Origin of the sequence: Microcoleus sp. B7-D4 (assembly GCF_036705125.1) — a bacterium.
Classification (GTDB): Bacteria; Cyanobacteriota; Cyanobacteriia; order Cyanobacteriales; family Microcoleaceae; genus Microcoleus.
Window position 1 is genome coordinate 6,925 of the sequence record NZ_JAUBTT010000026.1, and the last position, 17,829, is coordinate 24,753.

The 17,829-nt window shown below is 46.3% G+C and carries 16 protein-coding genes and 1 pseudogene; 7 read left to right on the forward strand and 10 right to left on the reverse strand.

The genetic code is table 11. From position 1 onward, the window contains the following. The first annotated feature begins 125 nt into the window (after window positions 1–125). Window positions 126–1,094, forward strand: coding sequence for a TIGR03885 family FMN-dependent LLM class oxidoreductase (locus tag QUB12_RS12675; RefSeq protein WP_333307019.1), 969 nt, complete (start codon window positions 126–128; stop codon window positions 1,092–1,094). Window positions 1,095–1,206: 112 nt separating this feature from the next. Here the strand turns inward: QUB12_RS12675 and QUB12_RS12680 are convergent, their stop codons facing one another. From QUB12_RS12680 to QUB12_RS12690, 4 genes and pseudogenes are all read right to left on the reverse strand, one after another. Further along, a complete protein-coding gene (locus QUB12_RS12680) occupies window positions 1,207–1,446 on the reverse strand; it encodes a hypothetical protein (RefSeq protein ID WP_333307022.1) in 240 nt (79 codons plus the stop codon). A gap of 14 nt (window positions 1,447–1,460) precedes the next feature. After that, window positions 1,461–1,631 (reverse strand): annotated as a pseudogene (locus QUB12_RS37580) (S-layer homology domain-containing protein); the annotation flags it as partial. Between the two features lie 252 nt (window positions 1,632–1,883). Further along, entirely contained in the window at window positions 1,884–2,795 is a 912-nt protein-coding gene (locus QUB12_RS12685) for a DUF2382 domain-containing protein (protein ID WP_333307023.1), read from the reverse strand. Window positions 2,796–3,557: 762 nt separating this feature from the next. Then, entirely contained in the window at window positions 3,558–4,793 is a 1,236-nt protein-coding gene (locus QUB12_RS12690) for a HetZ-related protein (RefSeq protein ID WP_333307025.1), read from the reverse strand. A 29-nt stretch (window positions 4,794–4,822) separates the two neighbouring features. Here QUB12_RS12690 and QUB12_RS12695 point away from each other — a divergent pair, with 29 nt between their 5' ends. Next, the gene (locus tag QUB12_RS12695) at window positions 4,823–5,122 is read left to right on the forward strand and encodes a hypothetical protein (RefSeq protein WP_333144378.1); all 300 of its coding nucleotides are present in this window, start codon (window positions 4,823–4,825) and stop codon (window positions 5,120–5,122) included. A gap of 192 nt (window positions 5,123–5,314) precedes the next feature. Here the strand turns inward: QUB12_RS12695 and dtd are convergent, their stop codons facing one another. From dtd to QUB12_RS12725, 6 genes are all read right to left on the reverse strand, one after another. Continuing rightward, the gene (gene dtd, locus QUB12_RS12700) at window positions 5,315–5,770 is read right to left on the reverse strand and encodes a D-aminoacyl-tRNA deacylase (protein ID WP_333144379.1); all 456 of its coding nucleotides are present in this window, start codon (window positions 5,768–5,770) and stop codon (window positions 5,315–5,317) included. A 307-nt stretch (window positions 5,771–6,077) separates the two neighbouring features. Further along, window positions 6,078–7,229, reverse strand: a complete 1,152-nt coding sequence (locus tag QUB12_RS12705; RefSeq protein WP_333144380.1) for a GTP-binding protein — start codon at window positions 7,227–7,229, stop codon at window positions 6,078–6,080. A gap of 125 nt (window positions 7,230–7,354) precedes the next feature. Next, on the reverse strand, window positions 7,355–8,518 hold the full coding sequence (locus QUB12_RS12710) for a glycosyltransferase (protein ID WP_333144381.1): 1,164 nt from the start codon (window positions 8,516–8,518) through the stop codon (window positions 7,355–7,357). Between the two features lie 506 nt (window positions 8,519–9,024). Further along, entirely contained in the window at window positions 9,025–9,174 is a 150-nt protein-coding gene (locus QUB12_RS12715) for a hypothetical protein (protein ID WP_333300265.1), read from the reverse strand. 269 nt (window positions 9,175–9,443) lie between these two features. After that, on the reverse strand, window positions 9,444–9,584 hold the full coding sequence (locus tag QUB12_RS12720; protein WP_333307027.1) for a hypothetical protein: 141 nt from the start codon (window positions 9,582–9,584) through the stop codon (window positions 9,444–9,446). Between the two features lie 121 nt (window positions 9,585–9,705). Next, complete coding sequence (locus QUB12_RS12725) at window positions 9,706–10,107, reverse strand: fasciclin domain-containing protein (protein ID WP_333144383.1); 402 nt, start codon at window positions 10,105–10,107, stop codon at window positions 9,706–9,708. A 430-nt stretch (window positions 10,108–10,537) separates the two neighbouring features. Here QUB12_RS12725 and QUB12_RS12730 point away from each other — a divergent pair, with 430 nt between their 5' ends. The 5 genes from QUB12_RS12730 (at window position 10,538) to QUB12_RS12750 (ending at window position 17,644) form a co-directional block, all read left to right on the forward strand. Next, window positions 10,538–11,575 (forward strand): aldo/keto reductase, encoded by a 1,038-nt coding sequence (locus QUB12_RS12730; protein ID WP_333307029.1) that lies wholly within the window; start codon window positions 10,538–10,540, stop codon window positions 11,573–11,575. A gap of 800 nt (window positions 11,576–12,375) precedes the next feature. Beyond that, window positions 12,376–13,713 (forward strand): glycosyltransferase family 1 protein, encoded by a 1,338-nt coding sequence (locus QUB12_RS12735; protein WP_333307031.1) that lies wholly within the window; start codon window positions 12,376–12,378, stop codon window positions 13,711–13,713. Between the two features lie 129 nt (window positions 13,714–13,842). Beyond that, window positions 13,843–15,084: a UDP-galactopyranose mutase gene (gene glf / locus QUB12_RS12740; protein WP_333144386.1), complete on the forward strand. Its 1,242-nt coding sequence runs from the start codon at window positions 13,843–13,845 to the stop codon at window positions 15,082–15,084. A 104-nt stretch (window positions 15,085–15,188) separates the two neighbouring features. Further along, a complete protein-coding gene (locus tag QUB12_RS12745) occupies window positions 15,189–15,545 on the forward strand; it encodes an STAS domain-containing protein (protein WP_333307033.1) in 357 nt (118 codons plus the stop codon). A 215-nt stretch (window positions 15,546–15,760) separates the two neighbouring features. Continuing rightward, window positions 15,761–17,644, forward strand: a complete 1,884-nt coding sequence (locus QUB12_RS12750; RefSeq protein ID WP_333307035.1) for a glycoside hydrolase family 2 TIM barrel-domain containing protein — start codon at window positions 15,761–15,763, stop codon at window positions 17,642–17,644. The last annotated feature ends 185 nt before the right edge of the window (window positions 17,645–17,829 follow it).

Sequence of the window (17,829 nt, forward strand, 5' to 3'; positions counted from 1 at the left end):
CAGGGCGGGCACTCTTGGCACCGCCCCTACTCAAAACTCAGGGCGGGCACTCTTGGCACCGCCCCTACTCAAAACTCAGGGCGGGCACTCTTGGCACCGCCCCTACTCAAAACTCCTAAAAACTTATGGCACAAATTGGTTATCATGCTTCCCACGAACAGTTTAAGCCCAGTGAACTGCTGAAATATGTCCAAATGGCAGAACAAGCTGGCTTTACCCATGCCCTTTCTTCCGATCACTTTCATCCTTGGAGTGAAGCGCAAGGACAAAGTGGTTTTGCTTGGTCTTGGTTGGGTGCAGCAATGCAAGCAACGCCGAGGCTTTCCTATCGGGTTGTTTGCGCTCCCGGACAGCGGTATCATCCGGCTATTATTGCCCAAGCTGCGGCAACGTTGGCAGAAATGTTTCCAAATCGTTTTTGGCTCACGGTTGGCAGCGGTCAAGCGTTGAACGAACATATTACTGGGGATAAGTGGCCTACGAAGAGCGATCGCAACACGCGCCTCAAAGAATGTGTCGATATTATCCGCGCCCTTTGGGCAGGAGAAACCGTCACCCATCGCGGTTTAGTGTGCGTAGAAGATGCAAAACTCTATACCCGCCCGGAAATTCTCCCATTAATTATCGGCGCCGCAGTTACCCCAGAAACCGCAGAATGGTTGGGCAGTTGGGCAGATGGATTAATTACTACTTCTCGTCCACCTGAAAAGTTAAAAAAAGTCGTCGATGCGTTTCGTCGCGGTGGCGGAGAAGGGAAACCAATGATTTTGAAAGTGCAGCTTTCCTATGACAGTAATGCAGAGAAAGCACTACAAGGCGCTCATGATCAATGGCGTAGTAACATCTTCAAAAGTAAAATGCTGACCGAACTGATAACACCCGATCAATTTGATGCCGCCGGGGAGTTTGTGCAACCAGAGGAGTTATATCAACACGTCCGCATCTCGGCAGACCAAGAGCAGCATATTGAGTGGTTGCAAAAAGATATTGAATTGGGGTTTGATGAACTAATTTTGCACAACGTTAACCGAGAACAAGAGCAGTTTATTGAGGTCTTTGGCGACAAAGTAGTGCCAGCGCTGACAAAAAGTTGATGGTGGAAAATCAGTATGTAAATGCGATCGCCTTTAGGATTGAGACTGCTTCCACAATCAATTGTTCCTTTTAGCAGCACTAGCAGGAAGATACTTCGTAGCTTCCTGATTATTAGACAGCGGTTCGAGCAGACCTTGATAAACCAAAGCTTGATAAATTATGAATTAGCGCCGTAGCACTCCCCCGACTGAGCAACTCGGTTGGATTAATAACTCTGGGATCTGGATAGTTGACCGGGATATTTGCTTTTGTCGCTGCGGCCACTTCATCAACCGCATCTTTAGGAATTTTATCGGCATCTTTATAGTAGGCTTCTTGAATGGGAGGTTCTGCCCAATAGCCTTGAGGCACATCGTTAAAGCCACTTACATTGGATATGTTCCTAATCTTGGCTCGCTCAAAGGCTGGGCGGATATTGCCCCAAATTGGTCGCGATCCATAGCCTGTTTAGGTCTAAAGCTGTTATCAACTTCTCCTGTAACAATGCCTTTTTCAGCTAAAGATTGAATAAATGGACGCGCCCAGTAATTAGGCGGAACATCAGGAAATGCCTACTGAGCTTGTTGAGCTGCAACTGGCTCAGGCTTTACTAAAAAACTGGTCGCATAGATGCTAAACGACAAAGCTAAAAATGCTGCACTTCCTTAACGCCCAACGCCAGGAATTAGACATGATAAATCTCCTGTTTTTGGGCAGTCTTAGTGATCCTTTAGGTTCGTATTTGCGCTGCAACGCTGATGTGGTCGAAGACAGCGCAACTACAAACCCTTGTTCAATTCATTGGCCCTCTAACGCCCTTCCGTCTTCACGTCCAACTCTTCACGACGCAGTGTTTCCCTTGCCTCAACAATCTCCGTTTCAACTTCTTTCCTGATGTTAACTTCTTCGCGCACGAAAGCTTCTTTTTTGATATCAGCAGTTTCTTCGTAAACTTCCATACGCATCACCTCTTCCTGCTTGAAGGGAGTATCCCGATTTACTGGCGCACCTGCCTTTTCTGGAGTTATACTCTCAATTACCACTCGCTCTTTTTCTGTGGGAATTGAAACTCGTGCCGTTTCGGTTTCTACTCGCTTGCCAATTGCTACCTCGCCAGTTTTGTGACGGCTTTTTTCTGCAACCAGTCGTTCTTCGTAGAGTCGGAATTTGTGATGCTCGCGCTCGTTCATCTGATACAATTGAGGCTCTTGTTCGTAAGTGTAGGTGTTGCGGTCATAACCAGCAGCGCTAGCTTGGTTAGAGACAGAACGCGGCATAGAAACTGGTGCAGATGCTTGTACAGGCAATGAGGTTTCTAAAGGCAATGATGCTTCTACAGGTGCAGACGCTTCTACAGTTAGAGTACGATAAACACCCCGAACTTGTTCTTCATAATCGTAATCAACCACCATCCCATCCTCATACCGGGGTAGTCTTTCTGCTTGGTCTTTACTCTTCAAACCCGTCGCGTAGATGCGTTCTGCCTCAACCTCCACTCGACAAAGAGCAACTGGAACTAATACTTTCTTGCCAAATATCCAGAAACCCGTGTCAACCACAAAATATCGGAAACGCCCTGTCTCATCAACTAGCGCGGTATCGATGGAGCCAATCTTCTCATCTGTATTTCCAGCATAGATATCCAGACCTTTGATATCTTCGCCATTAAAAGCAGCTTCGCGGTAGTTGGGATTAAAATCTTCAATTTTGTAAAGTAACATAGGAGTCCTTCCCTTTTTATCTAAATCAAGTTATGCCCCCATTTTAGATATATCTCAAAATTGATGCTTCCTTCTTATGAAGGATTAAGTGAAACAAAATAGTAGGATAAGTATATTTCTTTTAATTATTTTCAGTCTTTGGATAGATGACTTTTTCATTTTTATCCACCTTCCACGCCCTCAATTTTCACAATCGGTTTCTAACTATTTTTATAAAAAAATACACTTATAAATTAGACTTTGATACTTTATATTAACGAACAAAAAAACTTATACACATAATTTATTACTTTTAAAGTAGACTTTTATGTGAAATATTTTGGGGCAACACATTTGAAAAAGTTTGCCTTGATTATGCTACTCCCTATGTTTAAATATCATTATGAATATATGCAATGCCGCCTCTTAAGCAAGCAATTTCCCATAAATCATGACTAATGACTAATGACTAATGACTCATGACTCATGACTAATGACTAATGACTAATAACTAATGACTAATGACTAATGACTAATGACTGATGACTAATGACTAATGACTAATAAAAACAAATTCCCCGGCCTAACCAGGGAACGAAAGATATTAAAAAAAGTAATGTTGTTTTAATAAATTGAATTTGCCAAAAAGCGGCGATAATTTAGTTAGTAGCAGCCATTGTTGAGTTGAGAGCGGACGCCGGGGCGGGCAGTCCAGTGTAGATGCCGCACCCGATCGCATTTTCCAGTCTCAAGAAAACAGTTGCATTCATATTTGAGTACCAATTAAGCTTGGCTGCTGTTGCGAGTCTGGCTAGCCAGCTCCAACAGTTGCGCCCAGCGTTTTTGGACTTGTTTGGGAGTGCATTTGAGCGCGGTGGCGATCGCCTTGTCGCTTTCTTGATTCCGCTTCATTTCTAACAGTTGCTGCATTTCGGGCGCAAGTTGAGCGCGAAATGCTTGCCATTTGTCCGAAGTCATTCCCAGCTTTTGATCCACATCAGCACCCAGCCATTCGTGGACGAGTTTCCAATTTTGAGTGCGGGCAAATTTTTCGACGTGGTACTTGAAACGTTGTTGCAAGTAGTCGCGCTGGCGGGAAGACAAACCGAGCGCGCGGTCAATTTCCGAAGCCGAAAGGTCTTGCAATTTTAAAGTTAAGTAATTCACGCATTCTGGCTGATTTTGCGATTCCAGATAGGCGATTAATTCCGAGACTACTCGATCGCGCAGCACAGCATCAGCGGGATCGACAGTTTCCGATACCATTTGCTCGCGCACTTGTTGCAGCGCCGGAGAGCGGCTGTACATTTCCGCATCTTCTCCCTTGCCCGACTCTACAGCCATTTCAATGTCGATCGCAGTTTCGGGAGGCTGGCCCTTGGCAAATCCTTGAGCGCGCAACACGATCAGGCGCTGGCGGTTGCGGCCCGGTAAGCCGATTTGGCGCTTGGCGTAGTGTTCGGTAAAAGCCATGTACTCAGCCAATTCTAGCTGCGTGCGGGGCTGGTAGGTGACATCGAGTTGGTGTTCGCGGCGGAAAGCTCGCAGAGATTCGATGTAAAAGCCTTGCAAAAAGTCTTCAATCATGTTGTAGCGAGCTTGGAAGTTCAAGTTCGATCGGAAAGAAGCAACATGGCGGTAAATCATAGCCGCGAGGTGAGAATGCAGTTCGACGCGGCCTTGTTTGGAACCGAGGCGGTAGTATTGCAGGGTTTTTTGCAACCGGTGCTCAGCCAAGGTGATTTGCCAAGCTTCAACTTCGCCGGAAATTTGGATGCGATCGCTCTTTTGGCAAATCCGTTCGACTTCCTTAGCAATCCGCATCGCCACTGCTTGAGCGCTGCGGCTGGCAGTTTTCATTTCTGCTTGCAATTCTTTGAGGGCGAACTCAGCCAACGCCAGGACATTGATGCTGGAAACTGGATTGATTTCGGCGGTTTGTTCGGTGGAGGCGGCAGGAATGCAGTTGAAGCCAGAAGCGGTGTTGCAGTTGACGGTGGTGGCAGTTTTGACAGTCATGGCATTTATCGGGTGGTAGGGCACAGCGGGTGTGCGAGGACATTTGTCAGAGAGTGAGGCGGCAGTTGCTGGCGGTTTCGCTTGGCACGGCTGATTCAACTCTCTATACATTGAATGTTACGGAAGTAGAGATAACCGTAGTTATGCCAGTGTTCCACTCTCTCATGCAACAGTTTTTGGCTGCTGAATCTGATTCTAAGCGCTGGCTGTGGAAGATTGGTTTTATTGCGGTTAAAGCCTTACTCTACAAGCACTCTGAGCTGTTATGTGCGTGGGGCGATCGCGAGGAAAATGGAGGGTGCTGCCAGCCCGCTGAGTGGACAATCTAATAACTGGCTATTTGAGGCGGTTTTGGCCGTTAGAGATTGTGGAATCGAGACTTGGCAGAGTGTAGCTAACTGCAATGTCTTCAGAACCTACGCAACAGCAGTTAGGAAACCCGGTTAATCTGAAAATTTGCTCTTATCCAAGAACGAAGAAGGAATCAGAAAGAAGCACAGAGAGCTTTGTTTGCCAACAATTCACCCTGATTCTCTCTCTAATACCAAAGTCACCGGCCCGTCATTATCTATAGAGACTTGCATCATCGCTCCAAACAAGCCTGTTTCGACTTTTAAGCCGCTCTGGCGCAACTTTTCGACAAATTTATCATAAAAAAATTCCGCTCGTTCAGGAGCCGCTGCTCGGTCAAAGGAAGGTCGCCGACCTTTGCGGCAGTCCCCATAGAGCGTAAACTGACTCACAACCAGCAACTCGCCGCCGATGTCTTGTACGGACTTGTTCCAGCGGCCGGTATCCGTGGCCGAGTCGGGAAACAAACGCAATTCCAGGCATTTGCGAGCCATCCAATCGAGTTCTGCTTCGGTGTCGGTGTCTGCAATACCTACAAGCAAGTTAAGCCCGCCGCCAATTTTGCCGACAATTTGACCTTCTATTTCGACTTGAGATGATTTTACTCGCTGGATGATGACTCGCATGGGAAATTAGAAATGCTTAAATTTAAAACTAAAAATCAAAAGGTAAACTTACCTTTTGAATAGGAATTATGAAAAAAAAACCGGTTTCTCGGATAAATTTTGGTTAAAACTTATATCTTGCACCATTCTCAAGAACAGGCAAGATGCCTGTTCCACAAGAAAATATACTCTTTGTGGAACAGGCATCTTGCCTGTTCCTAAAAGGCTAATTGAGAGTGGTGCAAGATATAAGTTTTAACCGCGAAGTCTCGACGAAAAAAACCGGGTTTCTAGCCAGCACACGTCTGTTCTGTTTAATTTTCAACCTTTAGTTTTTCCCAAAACCTTTGCCGCGACTGGTGGAAGGCATACAAAGACAGTTTTCGAGTTGCGATCGCAAAGTCTCGGTATCCAAACCCTGACCAATGAGAACAAGCTGGTTCTTCCGCTCACCTTTCCACTGGTCATCGTCCATCGTAAATCGCTTGCCGCTCAAGTGAAAAATATGCCGTTTGGGACTTTCTTCAAACCACATAATCCCTTTCGCGCGAAACACATTTGTTGGCAGTTGTTTGTCTAAGAAATATTGAAATTTTCTCAGAGAAAACGGCTTGTCACTCAGGAAAGAAATTGAGGTAAATCCGTCATTTTCTAAATGGTCGGAGTGGTCGTGATGGCTGTGGTCGTGATGGCTGTGGTCGTGATGGTCGTGATGGTCGTGATGGTCGTGATGTTCGTGATGTTCGTGGTCGTGATGGTCGTGATGTTCGTGATGTTCGTGGTCGTGATGGTCGTGACTGCTAGCAGTTTCTTCAGATTGGAAATATTTGTCCGATTCAAACAATCCGACGCTGAGGACTAGCGGCAGGGGAACTTGCGATTTTACTGTTCGCAGAATTCGAGCACCTTCTTTGACATCGCGAATCTTAACTTCCAACAAATCTAAATCTGCTTCCTCAACCAAATCAGTTTTGTTGAGGATAATTATATCGCCGTAAGCTATTTGACTGTAAGCTGCTTGAGAGTTGAACAAATCTAAGCTGTAGTTGGCTGCGTCTACTACTGTAACTATCGAATCGAGACGAGTCAGGTCGCGCAGTTCTGTGCCTAAAAAAGTCATTGCTACTGGCAGCGGGTCGGCGAGTCCGGTTGTTTCGACTACCAGATAATCGAGATTTTCTTGACGTTCCAGAACTTTGTAAACTGCATTAACTAAATCTTCATTAATTGTGCAGCAGATGCAGCCGTTGTTCAGCTCAACCATGTTGTCGTCGGTGGTGACAATCAGTTCGTTGTCGATGCCGATTTCGCCAAATTCATTTACCAAAACTGCTGTTTTCAAACCCTGCTGATTGGTCAGGATGTGGTTGAGCAGGGTTGTTTTGCCGCTGCCGAGAAATCCTGTAATGATTGTAACGGGCAATCCGTGTTTGGGAGCGTCCATCGCCAGTTCTGTCTCGGACTGAGTTGTAGATTGCATAGCTTGAATGTCAAATAAGGTCTGAAGCTTAAACTTGTGGTTCTTATTGTATCTTATATGAATTCCGAACAGCGCGTTACCAGCGCTAATTATCGGAAGTTGCCAACAATTCGATCGCACCCTGTTCAATTTGGCGATCGAATTGTTGGCAAAAGTACCTCTAGGAGTTGGTCGGCAACGTGTTTCCAGGTAAACCCAGCCGCTACAAATTTGGGGCCTGCTTCGCGAGAGCGATCGCACAACTCCGGCTGTTCTATAATATTTTTCATTAAGGCGATCGAATGTTCTAAATCTGGCATCAGGCGAAATATCGGCCGATCGTTAGAAGTACCTTCCTGAAACGTACTTTCGACGTGCCAAGCAAAGTCTGGAGTTGTAAAATCATCCGTCGGGCCGCCTTTAGTGCAAATGAGCGGCAAGCCACAAGCGATTGCTTCTAGTGCGGGCAAATTGAATCCTTCTGCTAAATAAAGAGATACGTAGGCATCCGCTGCTTGATAAAGTTGAGCCATTTTTGCAAAAGGCAGTGTTTCTCCTATGTAAGCCATGCGCGGCAAAACTTTTTCTGCTTCGTCAAATGTCAGTTCGTCTATGTTTTGAGCGATCAGAGAATCCGAGTCATATATTGATTCTTCTCCTTTCAATACTAATCTGGCTTCGGGATAACTTTCAACTACAACGGCGAAAGCTTTTAACAATAAATCGATGCCTTTATTTGGAGATCCTGCACCAATATTCAAAAATACAAATCCGTCCCATCCTAGCTGTTTCCGCAAAGCTTCGCGTTCCGATTTTGTTAAAGGTTTGTAAATATTCGGATCGATGCCGCAGGGGATGACAATTGTGCGATCGGGATTCGCACCGCTGCGGATAAATCCGGTTTTCGACCACTGGGAAGGCGTAATAATAATTATATCGGAGTTGCTGTGCCCTTCGCGGAGGGAAGCTGCGCCCGTTATTCTAAAGTTTTCGTTATGCAGAATTCCCCATTCTGTTGTGGCAAACAAGCACGTCCGTTTGGTATTTGAGGGTGCAAAATTGTAAGGTACTGAGATCCGTAAGGTAGCGTCTGCTTGTAGAGATGCCGAAGGGTGGGGAATATTTTTTATTGCTGCTTCAGCAGTTGCATCTAACAAACCGGTTGCTGGCTGCCAATTTTCGTCTAGATAGGGGATATCTTTGTGGAAAAGTTCTAAATTGGGATATTTCAGCATTTCTAGTAGCTGAAATTGATTGGCGATCGCGTAGGAGTGCGGCAAAAAGCGCCAGCCTTCAACAATTATACGCATTTAGTTGTTAGTTGTTAGTTGTTGTTTTTTGTTTGTTACTACCGCTCGCCCCTCATCTATTACCCCTTACCAATGCCCGATTACCCGTTACCCGTTACCATTAATAGAAAGAGTTATATCATGTCCGGTCGATTACCCTTCATCAGGTAGGGGCGGGTTCACCAACAATATCTGCCAATAATTGACAATCTCAAAAACCCGCCCGGCCGGGATATTATGGTCAATCGCTCGGACATGATATTATTGGGTTACAAAATTATTGAGTTAAAAGTTGATAGGTCAATTTTATAGCTCGTGTTTTCGGGTAATATGACATCTAGCAACTGGTCTGCAAGCGTATTTCCCAGGAAAGTTTTTAGCTACCAAAGGGGGGTTGGCAAGTCTAGCTTGGGCTGTAAGTGCAGGTTGTGCGATAACTGTCTGCATCAACTGAGTCAAATGTTCCCATTCGCAAGCTAAAATAAAGAGTTTTTATTTGGCTATTTCTACAGCCATAAATTTACTTTCTACTTACTTTCTACGGGCAGTGCAAAGTCGGGGTGAGTGAAATCGTCTGTAATGCCCTCGGCTGTGGAAAATCTAGTTATTTCGACTACTAGATAGTCGAGATTTGCTTGGCGTTCTAAAACTATGTAAACTCGATTAACCAATGCCAAGAAATCCTGTAATGATTGTAACGGGCAAGCCGTGTTTGGGAGCTTCCATCGCCAGTTCTGTCTCGGACTCAGTTGTAGATTGCATAGCTTGACTATCAAATAATGTCGATCGCACTTTCTTTGTGGTTCTTATTGTATCTTAATTAGGACGAGGCCTGGTAAACCCAGTTTCTCGGAGAAATGTTGGGTTTGGTGGCATGGTATCTACGCATCAACCGGCAATCAGCCCGAAAGTGCAAAATAAGTGGGCCGCTAATTATCGGCAATTGCTAACGCGGTCGATCGCACTTTTTTATTTTTTTGATAATTTTTTTTCCGAGTAGCTGTCGCTGTTTGCCTGCAACCAGTTTTCCCGGTAAATTCAGCAGCGACAAATTTGGGGCAGACTCAAGCTGAGTGCGATCGGGCAATTCCCCCTACTCTATAGTTTTAATTATTGAGGCCTAAAATATTTAAACCTCAACGAAAACAAGGCGGCGGCTAACTATAGCCACCGCCCTCAAGATAGTATTGCGCTATCTCAGTCTGTGCTTACGCAGGAAGCAAGACTGAATCAATAATGTGGATAACGCCATTATCAGCAGCAACATCGGCTGTTGTAACGGTAGAATCATTGATTTTGACGCCATTGGAAGCATCAATTTTCAGTTCTGAACCTTCAACTGTCTTGGCCGATGTCAGGTTGACTACATCAGCAGCCATAACTTTGCCGGAAACGACATGATAAGTCAGGATTTTTGTCAGCTTAGGAATGTCATTAAGCAGTGCTTCTACAGTACCTTCGGGAAGCTTAGCAAAAGCTTCGTCAGTAGGCGCGAAAACTGTGAAGGGGCCAGCGCCTTTGAGAGTATCTACTAAACCAGCGGCTTGGACTGCAGCAACTAGGGTAGTAAAAGAGCCTGCCGAAACGGCGGTATCAACGATGTCAGCCAAGTGAGTCACCTAGTTTTTGTAATCTGTAAATCACTATAACGCTAAAAAGTTAATTTAGCTACATGAATTTTTTCTCTAGTTCTCTCTGGTTTTGTGATCTTTAAGAAGATAGCAATTTTTTTAATTTAAGTAATTTCATAAAATACCTATCTAAAGGTAGATAAAAGTTTTTTGACTTTACTGTATTTTAATAAAGCCATGTAATCCTAAATACATTGGTAAGACGATCGCCCCTGCGCGGTGTTGAAAGTAAACGCAGGGGCGATGGCCCGGAGCCCCGGAAGCTAAGACATTTTGATTGACTTGCCAAAATATTCAAAATCCAGCACAGCGCTAACGCACCGCAAAAACCCGCCACCCCGACTGATGGCAACAGTTTGGGAAATCTAGATTTAAACTGTTAACAACCATTAATTAGCGGAAGGGTGACATGAGATACAAACTACTAGGTCACAGCGGACTTCGCGTTTCCGAAATCTGCCTCGGAACCATGACTTTTGGGGAAGAGTGGGGTTGGGGGAGCTCCTACGACGAAAGCCGTAAAATGTTCGACGCCTTTGCAGAAGCGGGCGGCAATTTTATTGATACCGCGAATCTCTACACCAACGGTACTAGCGAAAAATATGTCGGCGAGTTCATCGCAGCCGATCGCGAAAAATGGGTAGTTGCCACTAAGTATAGCCTCAACATGAAGAATGGCGAAATCAATGGTTTCGGCAACCACCGCAAAAATATGGTACAAGCAGTAGATGCCAGTTTGAAGCGGCTGCAAGTTGAATACATAGATTTGCTGTGGCTGCACGCTTGGGATTTTACAACACCCGTCGAAGAAGTGATGCGCGCTTTTGACGATTTGGTGCGGGCCGGCAAAGTTCTTTATATCGGCATTTCCGATACGCCGGCTTGGATTATTTCTCAAGCAAATACGATCGCCAACCTGCGCGGTTGGACACCATTTATCGGCTTGCAAATCGAGTATTCTTTAAAAGAGCGAACTCCTGAACGGGACTTGATCCCTATGGCAAAAGCCTTGGATATTGGCGTCACAGCTTGGAGCCCCTTAGCAGCCGGCTTGCTGACAGGAAAATACAACACTTCAGAAACCGCCAGCGAAGCTAAACGGCTTAATTCACCTGAATCTGGAAAAATTAACGAACGAGACCTCAAAATTGCTGACGAAGTTAGCAAAATAGCAGCCGAAATTGGCAAACCTGCTTCTCAAGTAGCCCTAAATTGGCTGATCCAACAGCCAGTCGAAGTTATTCCGATTGTGGGCTCGCGCAAACTCTCGCAACTTCAGGAAAATCTCGCTTGTTTGGAGTTTAAATTAAGCCCGGAACAAATGCAGCAGTTAGACAAAGTAAGTGCAATTGAATTGGGCTTTCCCCACGATTTCTTAAAGAGTTCGATGGTGCAAGATTTTGCCTTTGGAGGAGGAATCGCCAAAATTGACAGCCGCCGACTGTAAAGTTGCTGCTATTTTCTAGTCGCGGGTTTACGTGGATATTTGGCGTTTGATTGCAGATATCGGCGAACGCGCCCTTAGAGGGATGATTGACATTTGTGCTGTGGGCGCGAGGTTAAACTGACGCCCGCAGCGCAAATGTCATCACCTTGGTTTCTTGCCACATACTCGCGCAAAATCTTAGGTTTATCGTTGCGGTTGCCTGGTTTCTATGGTATTGTTGAGACAGGTTCTCTTCGGTGAGTTTAACCTCAGTGCATAAACTGTCAATTGTTAATCTATCGGAAGTCAGAAATCTCGCTCGCAACTTGGTATATTAGGATACAAATTTACCAAATTAGCGATCGGACGAGTTAAAAAAAAGCAAGGTTTGTCAAATCAAAAAGCAACATAAACTTGATGGCAAATTTTCTCTCATCTTCAAATAAAGCAATAAAACTCGCTCTTTTTTTACCCCGTACCTGCCAGTTAAGAGTCATTTTACAAGGTCGATCGGCACTTTAACCGCTTTTGAACCGCGCATACAAGCTAAGCGCCTCCTAAGATAGAAGTCATCCTTCAGATAGAAGTAAAGGCAGGAAAACTGGGTTAGATTTAACAACAATAGCAAGTCAAACCATATTAACTTATCTCAAACTTTCACTTCTGAAAAAAGCAGATAAGCCTGTTTTTTCCGCAGCTAAACAGTTTCTTTGTTTGGCTCACTGAATGCGGCGCTTGCTCGTCAATAAAAGTTCTCAGATTGATGCTTGCAACTTTCAGTAAGACACTGCTGAGAAATATATCCTATTGACAAATTTACAGTGACAAATTTTCAGGGACAAATTCCAGAGGCTAATATGTCGCCCCCAGAACACTCAGTAAACAATAATTATAGCAATAAAGAGCGAGCATGGGAGATCCGATTTACCTCTATAGATCCTGCCAAATCGCCCTCTCAATTCGCTCCCTCGCCCGCATTGCGCGCCAACTTATCAAAAACTGAGGCTTTAGATGCACCAGATTTAGTTTGCCTGTCTCATTTGCGGTGGAATTTTGTCTATCAGCGTCCGCAACATCTCTTGAGCCGCTGTGCCAAAAAGCGTCGCGTCTTCTTCGTAGAAGAACCAATTTTGAGCGAGGCTACAGATTGGTGGCTCGATGTCAGCATCCACGAAAGCGGAGTTTGGGTAATAGTACCGCACCTGAGCGAAGGAATCAGCGAAGCAACATCACAAACTGCTCAGCAAGCCATGCTAGATGATTTGTTTCGCTCTGCAGAAATTAGCCAGTACATCCTCTGGTATTACACACCAATGGCTGTCAGTTTCACAAACCACTTAAAGCCGCTAGCTGTAGTCTACGACTGCATGGATGAACTGTCAGCATTCCAAGGCGCGCACCCGGATTTAAAAGCCAATGAAAACCAATTATTAAAGCGCGCCAGCGTAGTATTTACCGGGGGCCACAACCTTTACGAAGCCAAACAGCACCAGCACCCAAACATTCACGCCTTCCCCAGCAGCATCGAAAAAGAACACTTTGCGACAGCCAGGAATCTTTCACAAGAACCGGCGGATCAAAAAGACATTCCTCCCCCGCGTTTGGGATTTTATGGCGTTATAGACGAACGCATGGATATCGAACTGCTGCGGGGCATTGCCGAAGCAAGGCCGGACTGGCATTTAGTCATCATTGGCCCTGTGGCGAAAATCGATCGGGCAACTCTGCCAACTCACCCAAATATCCACTATCTCGGCGGCAAATCTTATCAAGAACTGCCCGGGTATCTTGGGGGCTGGGATATCGCAATGCTGCCTTTTGCGATTAACGAATCGACTAAGTTTATTAGTCCCACGAAAACTCCAGAATACCTCGCTGCCGGCAAACCTGTCATTTCTACTCCTATCCGCGACGTGGTGCGGCCCTACGGAGAAAACGGCTTGGTTCGGATTGCTAGCAATTCTGAAGAATTCGTTGCTTGTGCCCAAGAAATCCTCAGCGAAAGTTCGGACGTTCGCACCAAGTGGCTCAGCGAAGTAGACGCCTTTTTAGCAGACAATTCTTGGGACAATACCTGGGGCGAAATGCTGGCGTTGATCGCAGTTTCGATCGACGATAAAAGGCAGAAAGCCGAAGGCAGGATGAAAGTTTTAAGTTAGGAATGTTGAGGTTGAAGTTAAAGAGTTACACTTTACGGATTCAAAACTTAACACTCAACAATCCTCGCTGTATGTCCAATTACCAATTATTCCTTACCCTTACCCTTACCCACAATCAGAGGTGTTTCAATGTTTGACTATTTAATCGTCGGAGCAGGATTTGCAGGTAGCGTCATTGCCGAAAGACTAGCAAATGAAGCCGGAAAAACTGTCCTGATAATTGATACCCGCAACCACATCGGCGGCAACGCATACGATCACTACGACAACCACGGCATCCTCGTACACAAATACGGCCCCCACATTTTTCACACCAATTCACGCCCTGTTTTCGAGTATCTTTCGCGCTTCACCGAGTGGCGGCCCTACGAACACCGCGTCCTCGCCAGTGTTGACGGTCAACTGCTGCCCATTCCGATCAATCTCAACACCGTAAATAAACTTTACGGACTGAATCTCACCTCATTTGAAGTAGAAGATTTCTTCGCGAAAGTAGCAGAACCAAAGGATTACATTCGCACTTCCGAAGATGTAGTTGTCAGCAAAGTCGGTCGCGAACTTTACGAGAAATTCTTCCGCAACTACACCCGCAAACAGTGGGGAATGGACCCGTCGGAACTCGACAACTCAGTGATTGCGCGCGTACCCACTCGCATTAACCGGGACGATCGCTATTTCACCGATACCTATCAAGCAATGCCCCTGCACGGCTACACTCGGATGTTTGAAAAGATGCTTTCTCACCCAAACATCAAGGTGATGCTGAATACCGACTACCGGGAGATTGAGGGTTTTATCCCTTACGGAGAAATGATTTACACCGGGCCTGTCGATTCCTATTTCAATTATTGCTACGGCAAACTTCCTTACCGTTCCTTGGAATTCAAGCACGAAACACTGAACGTAGCCGTACACCAAGAAGCACCGGTGGTAAATTACCCCAACGAGCATTTATATACTCGCTGTACCGAGTTTAAATACCTCACGGGACAAGAGCATCTAAAAACTAGCATTGTCTACGAATATCCCCAAGCTGAGGGAGACCCTTACTACCCGGTACCGCGTCCAGAAAATGCCGAACTTTACAAGAAATATAAAGCTTTGGCTGATGCAACTCCGGGAGTTTCTTTCGTGGGAAGGCTGGCGACGTACAGGTATTACAACATGGATCAAGTGGTCGCTCAAGCTCTGACAACTTACAAACAAATTACTACCAAGCCGGTGATTGAATTGGTAGAAAATGTTAACGGTTCTGCCTCTAATGTCAGCACATCCAATGGAGTTGCCCATCGCCCAGCCACAACTTCTCTAGAAGTCGCTGCTGTCAACCACGGCAACAGCAACAGCAACGGCAAATCTGCTAGCAAGTAGCTGGAATCTGCGACTGACGGGTAAAAAGGTAAGGTGCCCACAGAGCACCTTACTCGGTTTTCATCAAAAGTTATTTAATAATTCAAACAAGCATTGAGGTAAACATGAACGTTCTAGTGAAAATTGTTTTGTCTCATGAGGTTTTGGAAATTTCTCAATTTGCTCAGTTTCAGAAAGAAATACAGCGCCTCATTGAAAGCGGCGGCAAAATTCTTATGCTGGATTTCTCAAAAATAAATTTCCTGAAAAATTCCGAGTTAATGGCTGTAGTAGCGATCGTGAAATTAGTTAGAGACAGCCAATGTATACTTTTGATCTCTGCCATGAGCGAACAAGTTAGAATTCTATTTGAACTCACGGGACTACAGCAAATATTTCATTGTTTGCCGTTTGCGGAAGAATTTTCTCTCAAAAGTGAGCTAACTGAACCGTTAGGAGGTTTGCCAAGTCTTGCTAGCTAGAGGGAGAGGGGGAGAGGGGGAGAGGGCGAGAGGGGGGATAGGAAAAATCTTCAGGGTTTTTTCTTCTTTCTTCTGATTAATGAGTTCAGCACAAGAGAGCCTTCAGATGAGCCTGTTTTAAGGTGCAGAACTTCTGCAAATTAATCAGCAAAAAACTTGTCAAAGTCAGGGTAATTGTCGCTAACCTATAAATATAACTTTGGGTAGATGTGCCGATGAGTTGGTTAGGTAGAGCACTTGAAAATTGCGAGATAGAAGAGTCTGCAACTCTTGATAGTAAGGTGACAGTTCAAGGACGGAAAACAGGTTATCCGCGCCCCCAATTGCGCCGGAGCAACTGGATTTGTCTCAACGGTCAGTGGAGATTTGCTTACGATGACGCAGGCCACTGCGTGCAGCCGATCGATATTTCTGAGTGGACTCACACTATAGAAGTGCCGTTTGCTCCAGAATCGGCAAAAAGCGGGATCGGCGACACGAATTTTCATGCCAACTGCTGGTATGAACGCGAATTTGACGTACCCCACACAGAAGGCAGAGTTCTCCTCCACTTTGGGGCCGTAGACTACCGCGCCCGCGTCTGGGTGAACGGTCAATATGTCATCGAACACGAAGGCGGACACACTCCTTTCAGCGTAGACATTACAGCAGTTGTGAACCTCAACGGGCCGCAGCGCGTGACAGTCTGGGCCCACGACGACCCGCAAGATTTGGAGCAACCGCGCGGCAAGCAAGACTGGCAAATAGAGCCCCACAGTATTTGGTATCCGCGCACGACCGGCATTTGGCAGACAGTCTGGGTAGAATTGGTGCCTCACACTTATATCGAGCGCATCCGCTGGACTCCCCAGTTTGAACGCTGGGAAATCGGTTTTGAAGCGTTTGTCGCTGGCGATCGCCAGTCGGGAATCCAGGTTAAAGTTAAACTGTCGATCGGCTGTATGCTGCTGGTCAACGACACCTACGAAGTAATCAACGGCGAAATCCACCGCCGCATCGCCCTCTCCGACCCTGGTATCGACGACTACCGCAACGAATTGCTGTGGAGTCCCGAAAAACCGACGCTAATTAACGCTCAAGTGCAGTTGTGGGCCGACGGCAAACTCCTCGACGAGGTTAAATCTTATACCGCCATGCGGACGGTCAGCATCCAGCGCGATCGCTTCATGCTAAACGGCCGCCCCTACTATTTGCGACTGGTGCTCGACCAAGGTTACTGGCCCGACACCATGATGACTGCCCCCTCCGACGAAGCTTTGCGGCACGATGTCGAATTAGTCAAAGCAATGGGTTTCAACGGCGTCCGCAAGCACCAAAAAATCGAAGACCCCCGATTTTTGTACTGGGCTGACGTGCTGGGGCTCCTAGTTTGGGAAGAAATGCCCAGCGCCTACCGCTTCACCCCCAAAGCCGTACAACGGCTGACGCGGGAGTGGACGGAAGTCATCGAGCGCGACGGCAGCCACCCCTGTATCGTAGTCTGGGTGCCGTTCAACGAATCCTGGGGAGTTCCGAATTTAGTCGAAGCCGCAGCCCACCGCAACTACGTGCAAGCGCTGTATTTCTTGACAAAAACCCTCGATTCGACTCGCCCCGTCATCGGTAACGACGGCTGGGAAAGTATCGATACCGACATCCTGGCGATTCACGACTACGATAACAACCCGCAAACCCTAGCCAAGCGCTACGGGCCCGAAGTCCAGCTAGCCGATTTGTTTAATCGCGGGCGTCCCGGCGGGCGAGTTCTCACCCTCGACGGCCACCCGCACCAAGGACAGCCGGTGATGCTGACAGAATTTGGCGGCATTGCCTGCGCCGGTCGCGAAAACCCCGATTTTTACAGGGTTTGGGGCTACGTGCGCGCGTCGGACACGCTGGAACTCCAAAGGCGCTACAGCGCGCTGTTGAAGGTGGTAAACCGAGTGGAAATGTTCAGCGGATTTTGTTACACGCAGTTAACCGATACTTACCAAGAAGCTAACGGTTTGCTGTATGCCGATCGCACTCCCAAGTTTCCCCTAGAGGTCATCTCGGCGGCAACTCTCGGCTGGGATATTCCCGAAGAAAGTTCACAGCCGCAAGCTATTACTCAGGGCTAATTGGCCAAACAGGGCATGGGGCATGGGGCATAGGGAATTGGGAATTGGTGATTGGTGATTGGTGATTGGTGATGGGTAATTGGTAATTGGTAATTGGTGATGGGTGATTGGTAATAATTGCCCGCAGTTCCAAGTTATTGGATATAACAAGTCTCAATCATTTATGAACCTCTTCCAATGCCCAA

Bases quoted from the DNA above. Each gene is read 5' to 3' on its own strand.
- QUB12_RS12675 (WP_333307019.1), top strand. From the start codon at position 126: ATGGCACAAATTGGTTATCATGCTTCCCACGAACAGTTTAAGCCCAGT.
- QUB12_RS12685 (WP_333307023.1), bottom strand. From the start codon at position 2,795: ATGTTACTTTACAAAATTGAAGATTTTAATCCCAACTACCGCGAAGCT.
- QUB12_RS12690 (WP_333307025.1), bottom strand. From the start codon at position 4,793: ATGACTGTCAAAACTGCCACCACCGTCAACTGCAACACCGCTTCTGGC.
- dtd (WP_333144379.1), bottom strand. From the start codon at position 5,770: ATGCGAGTCATCATCCAGCGAGTAAAATCATCTCAAGTCGAAATAGAA.
- QUB12_RS12705 (WP_333144380.1), bottom strand. From the start codon at position 7,229: ATGCAATCTACAACTCAGTCCGAGACAGAACTGGCGATGGACGCTCCC.
- QUB12_RS12710 (WP_333144381.1), bottom strand. From the start codon at position 8,518: ATGCGTATAATTGTTGAAGGCTGGCGCTTTTTGCCGCACTCCTACGCG.
- QUB12_RS12730 (WP_333307029.1), top strand. From the start codon at position 10,538: ATGAGATACAAACTACTAGGTCACAGCGGACTTCGCGTTTCCGAAATC.
- glf (WP_333144386.1), top strand. From the start codon at position 13,843: ATGTTTGACTATTTAATCGTCGGAGCAGGATTTGCAGGTAGCGTCATT.
- QUB12_RS12745 (WP_333307033.1), top strand. From the start codon at position 15,189: ATGAACGTTCTAGTGAAAATTGTTTTGTCTCATGAGGTTTTGGAAATT.
- QUB12_RS12750 (WP_333307035.1), top strand. From the start codon at position 15,761: ATGAGTTGGTTAGGTAGAGCACTTGAAAATTGCGAGATAGAAGAGTCT.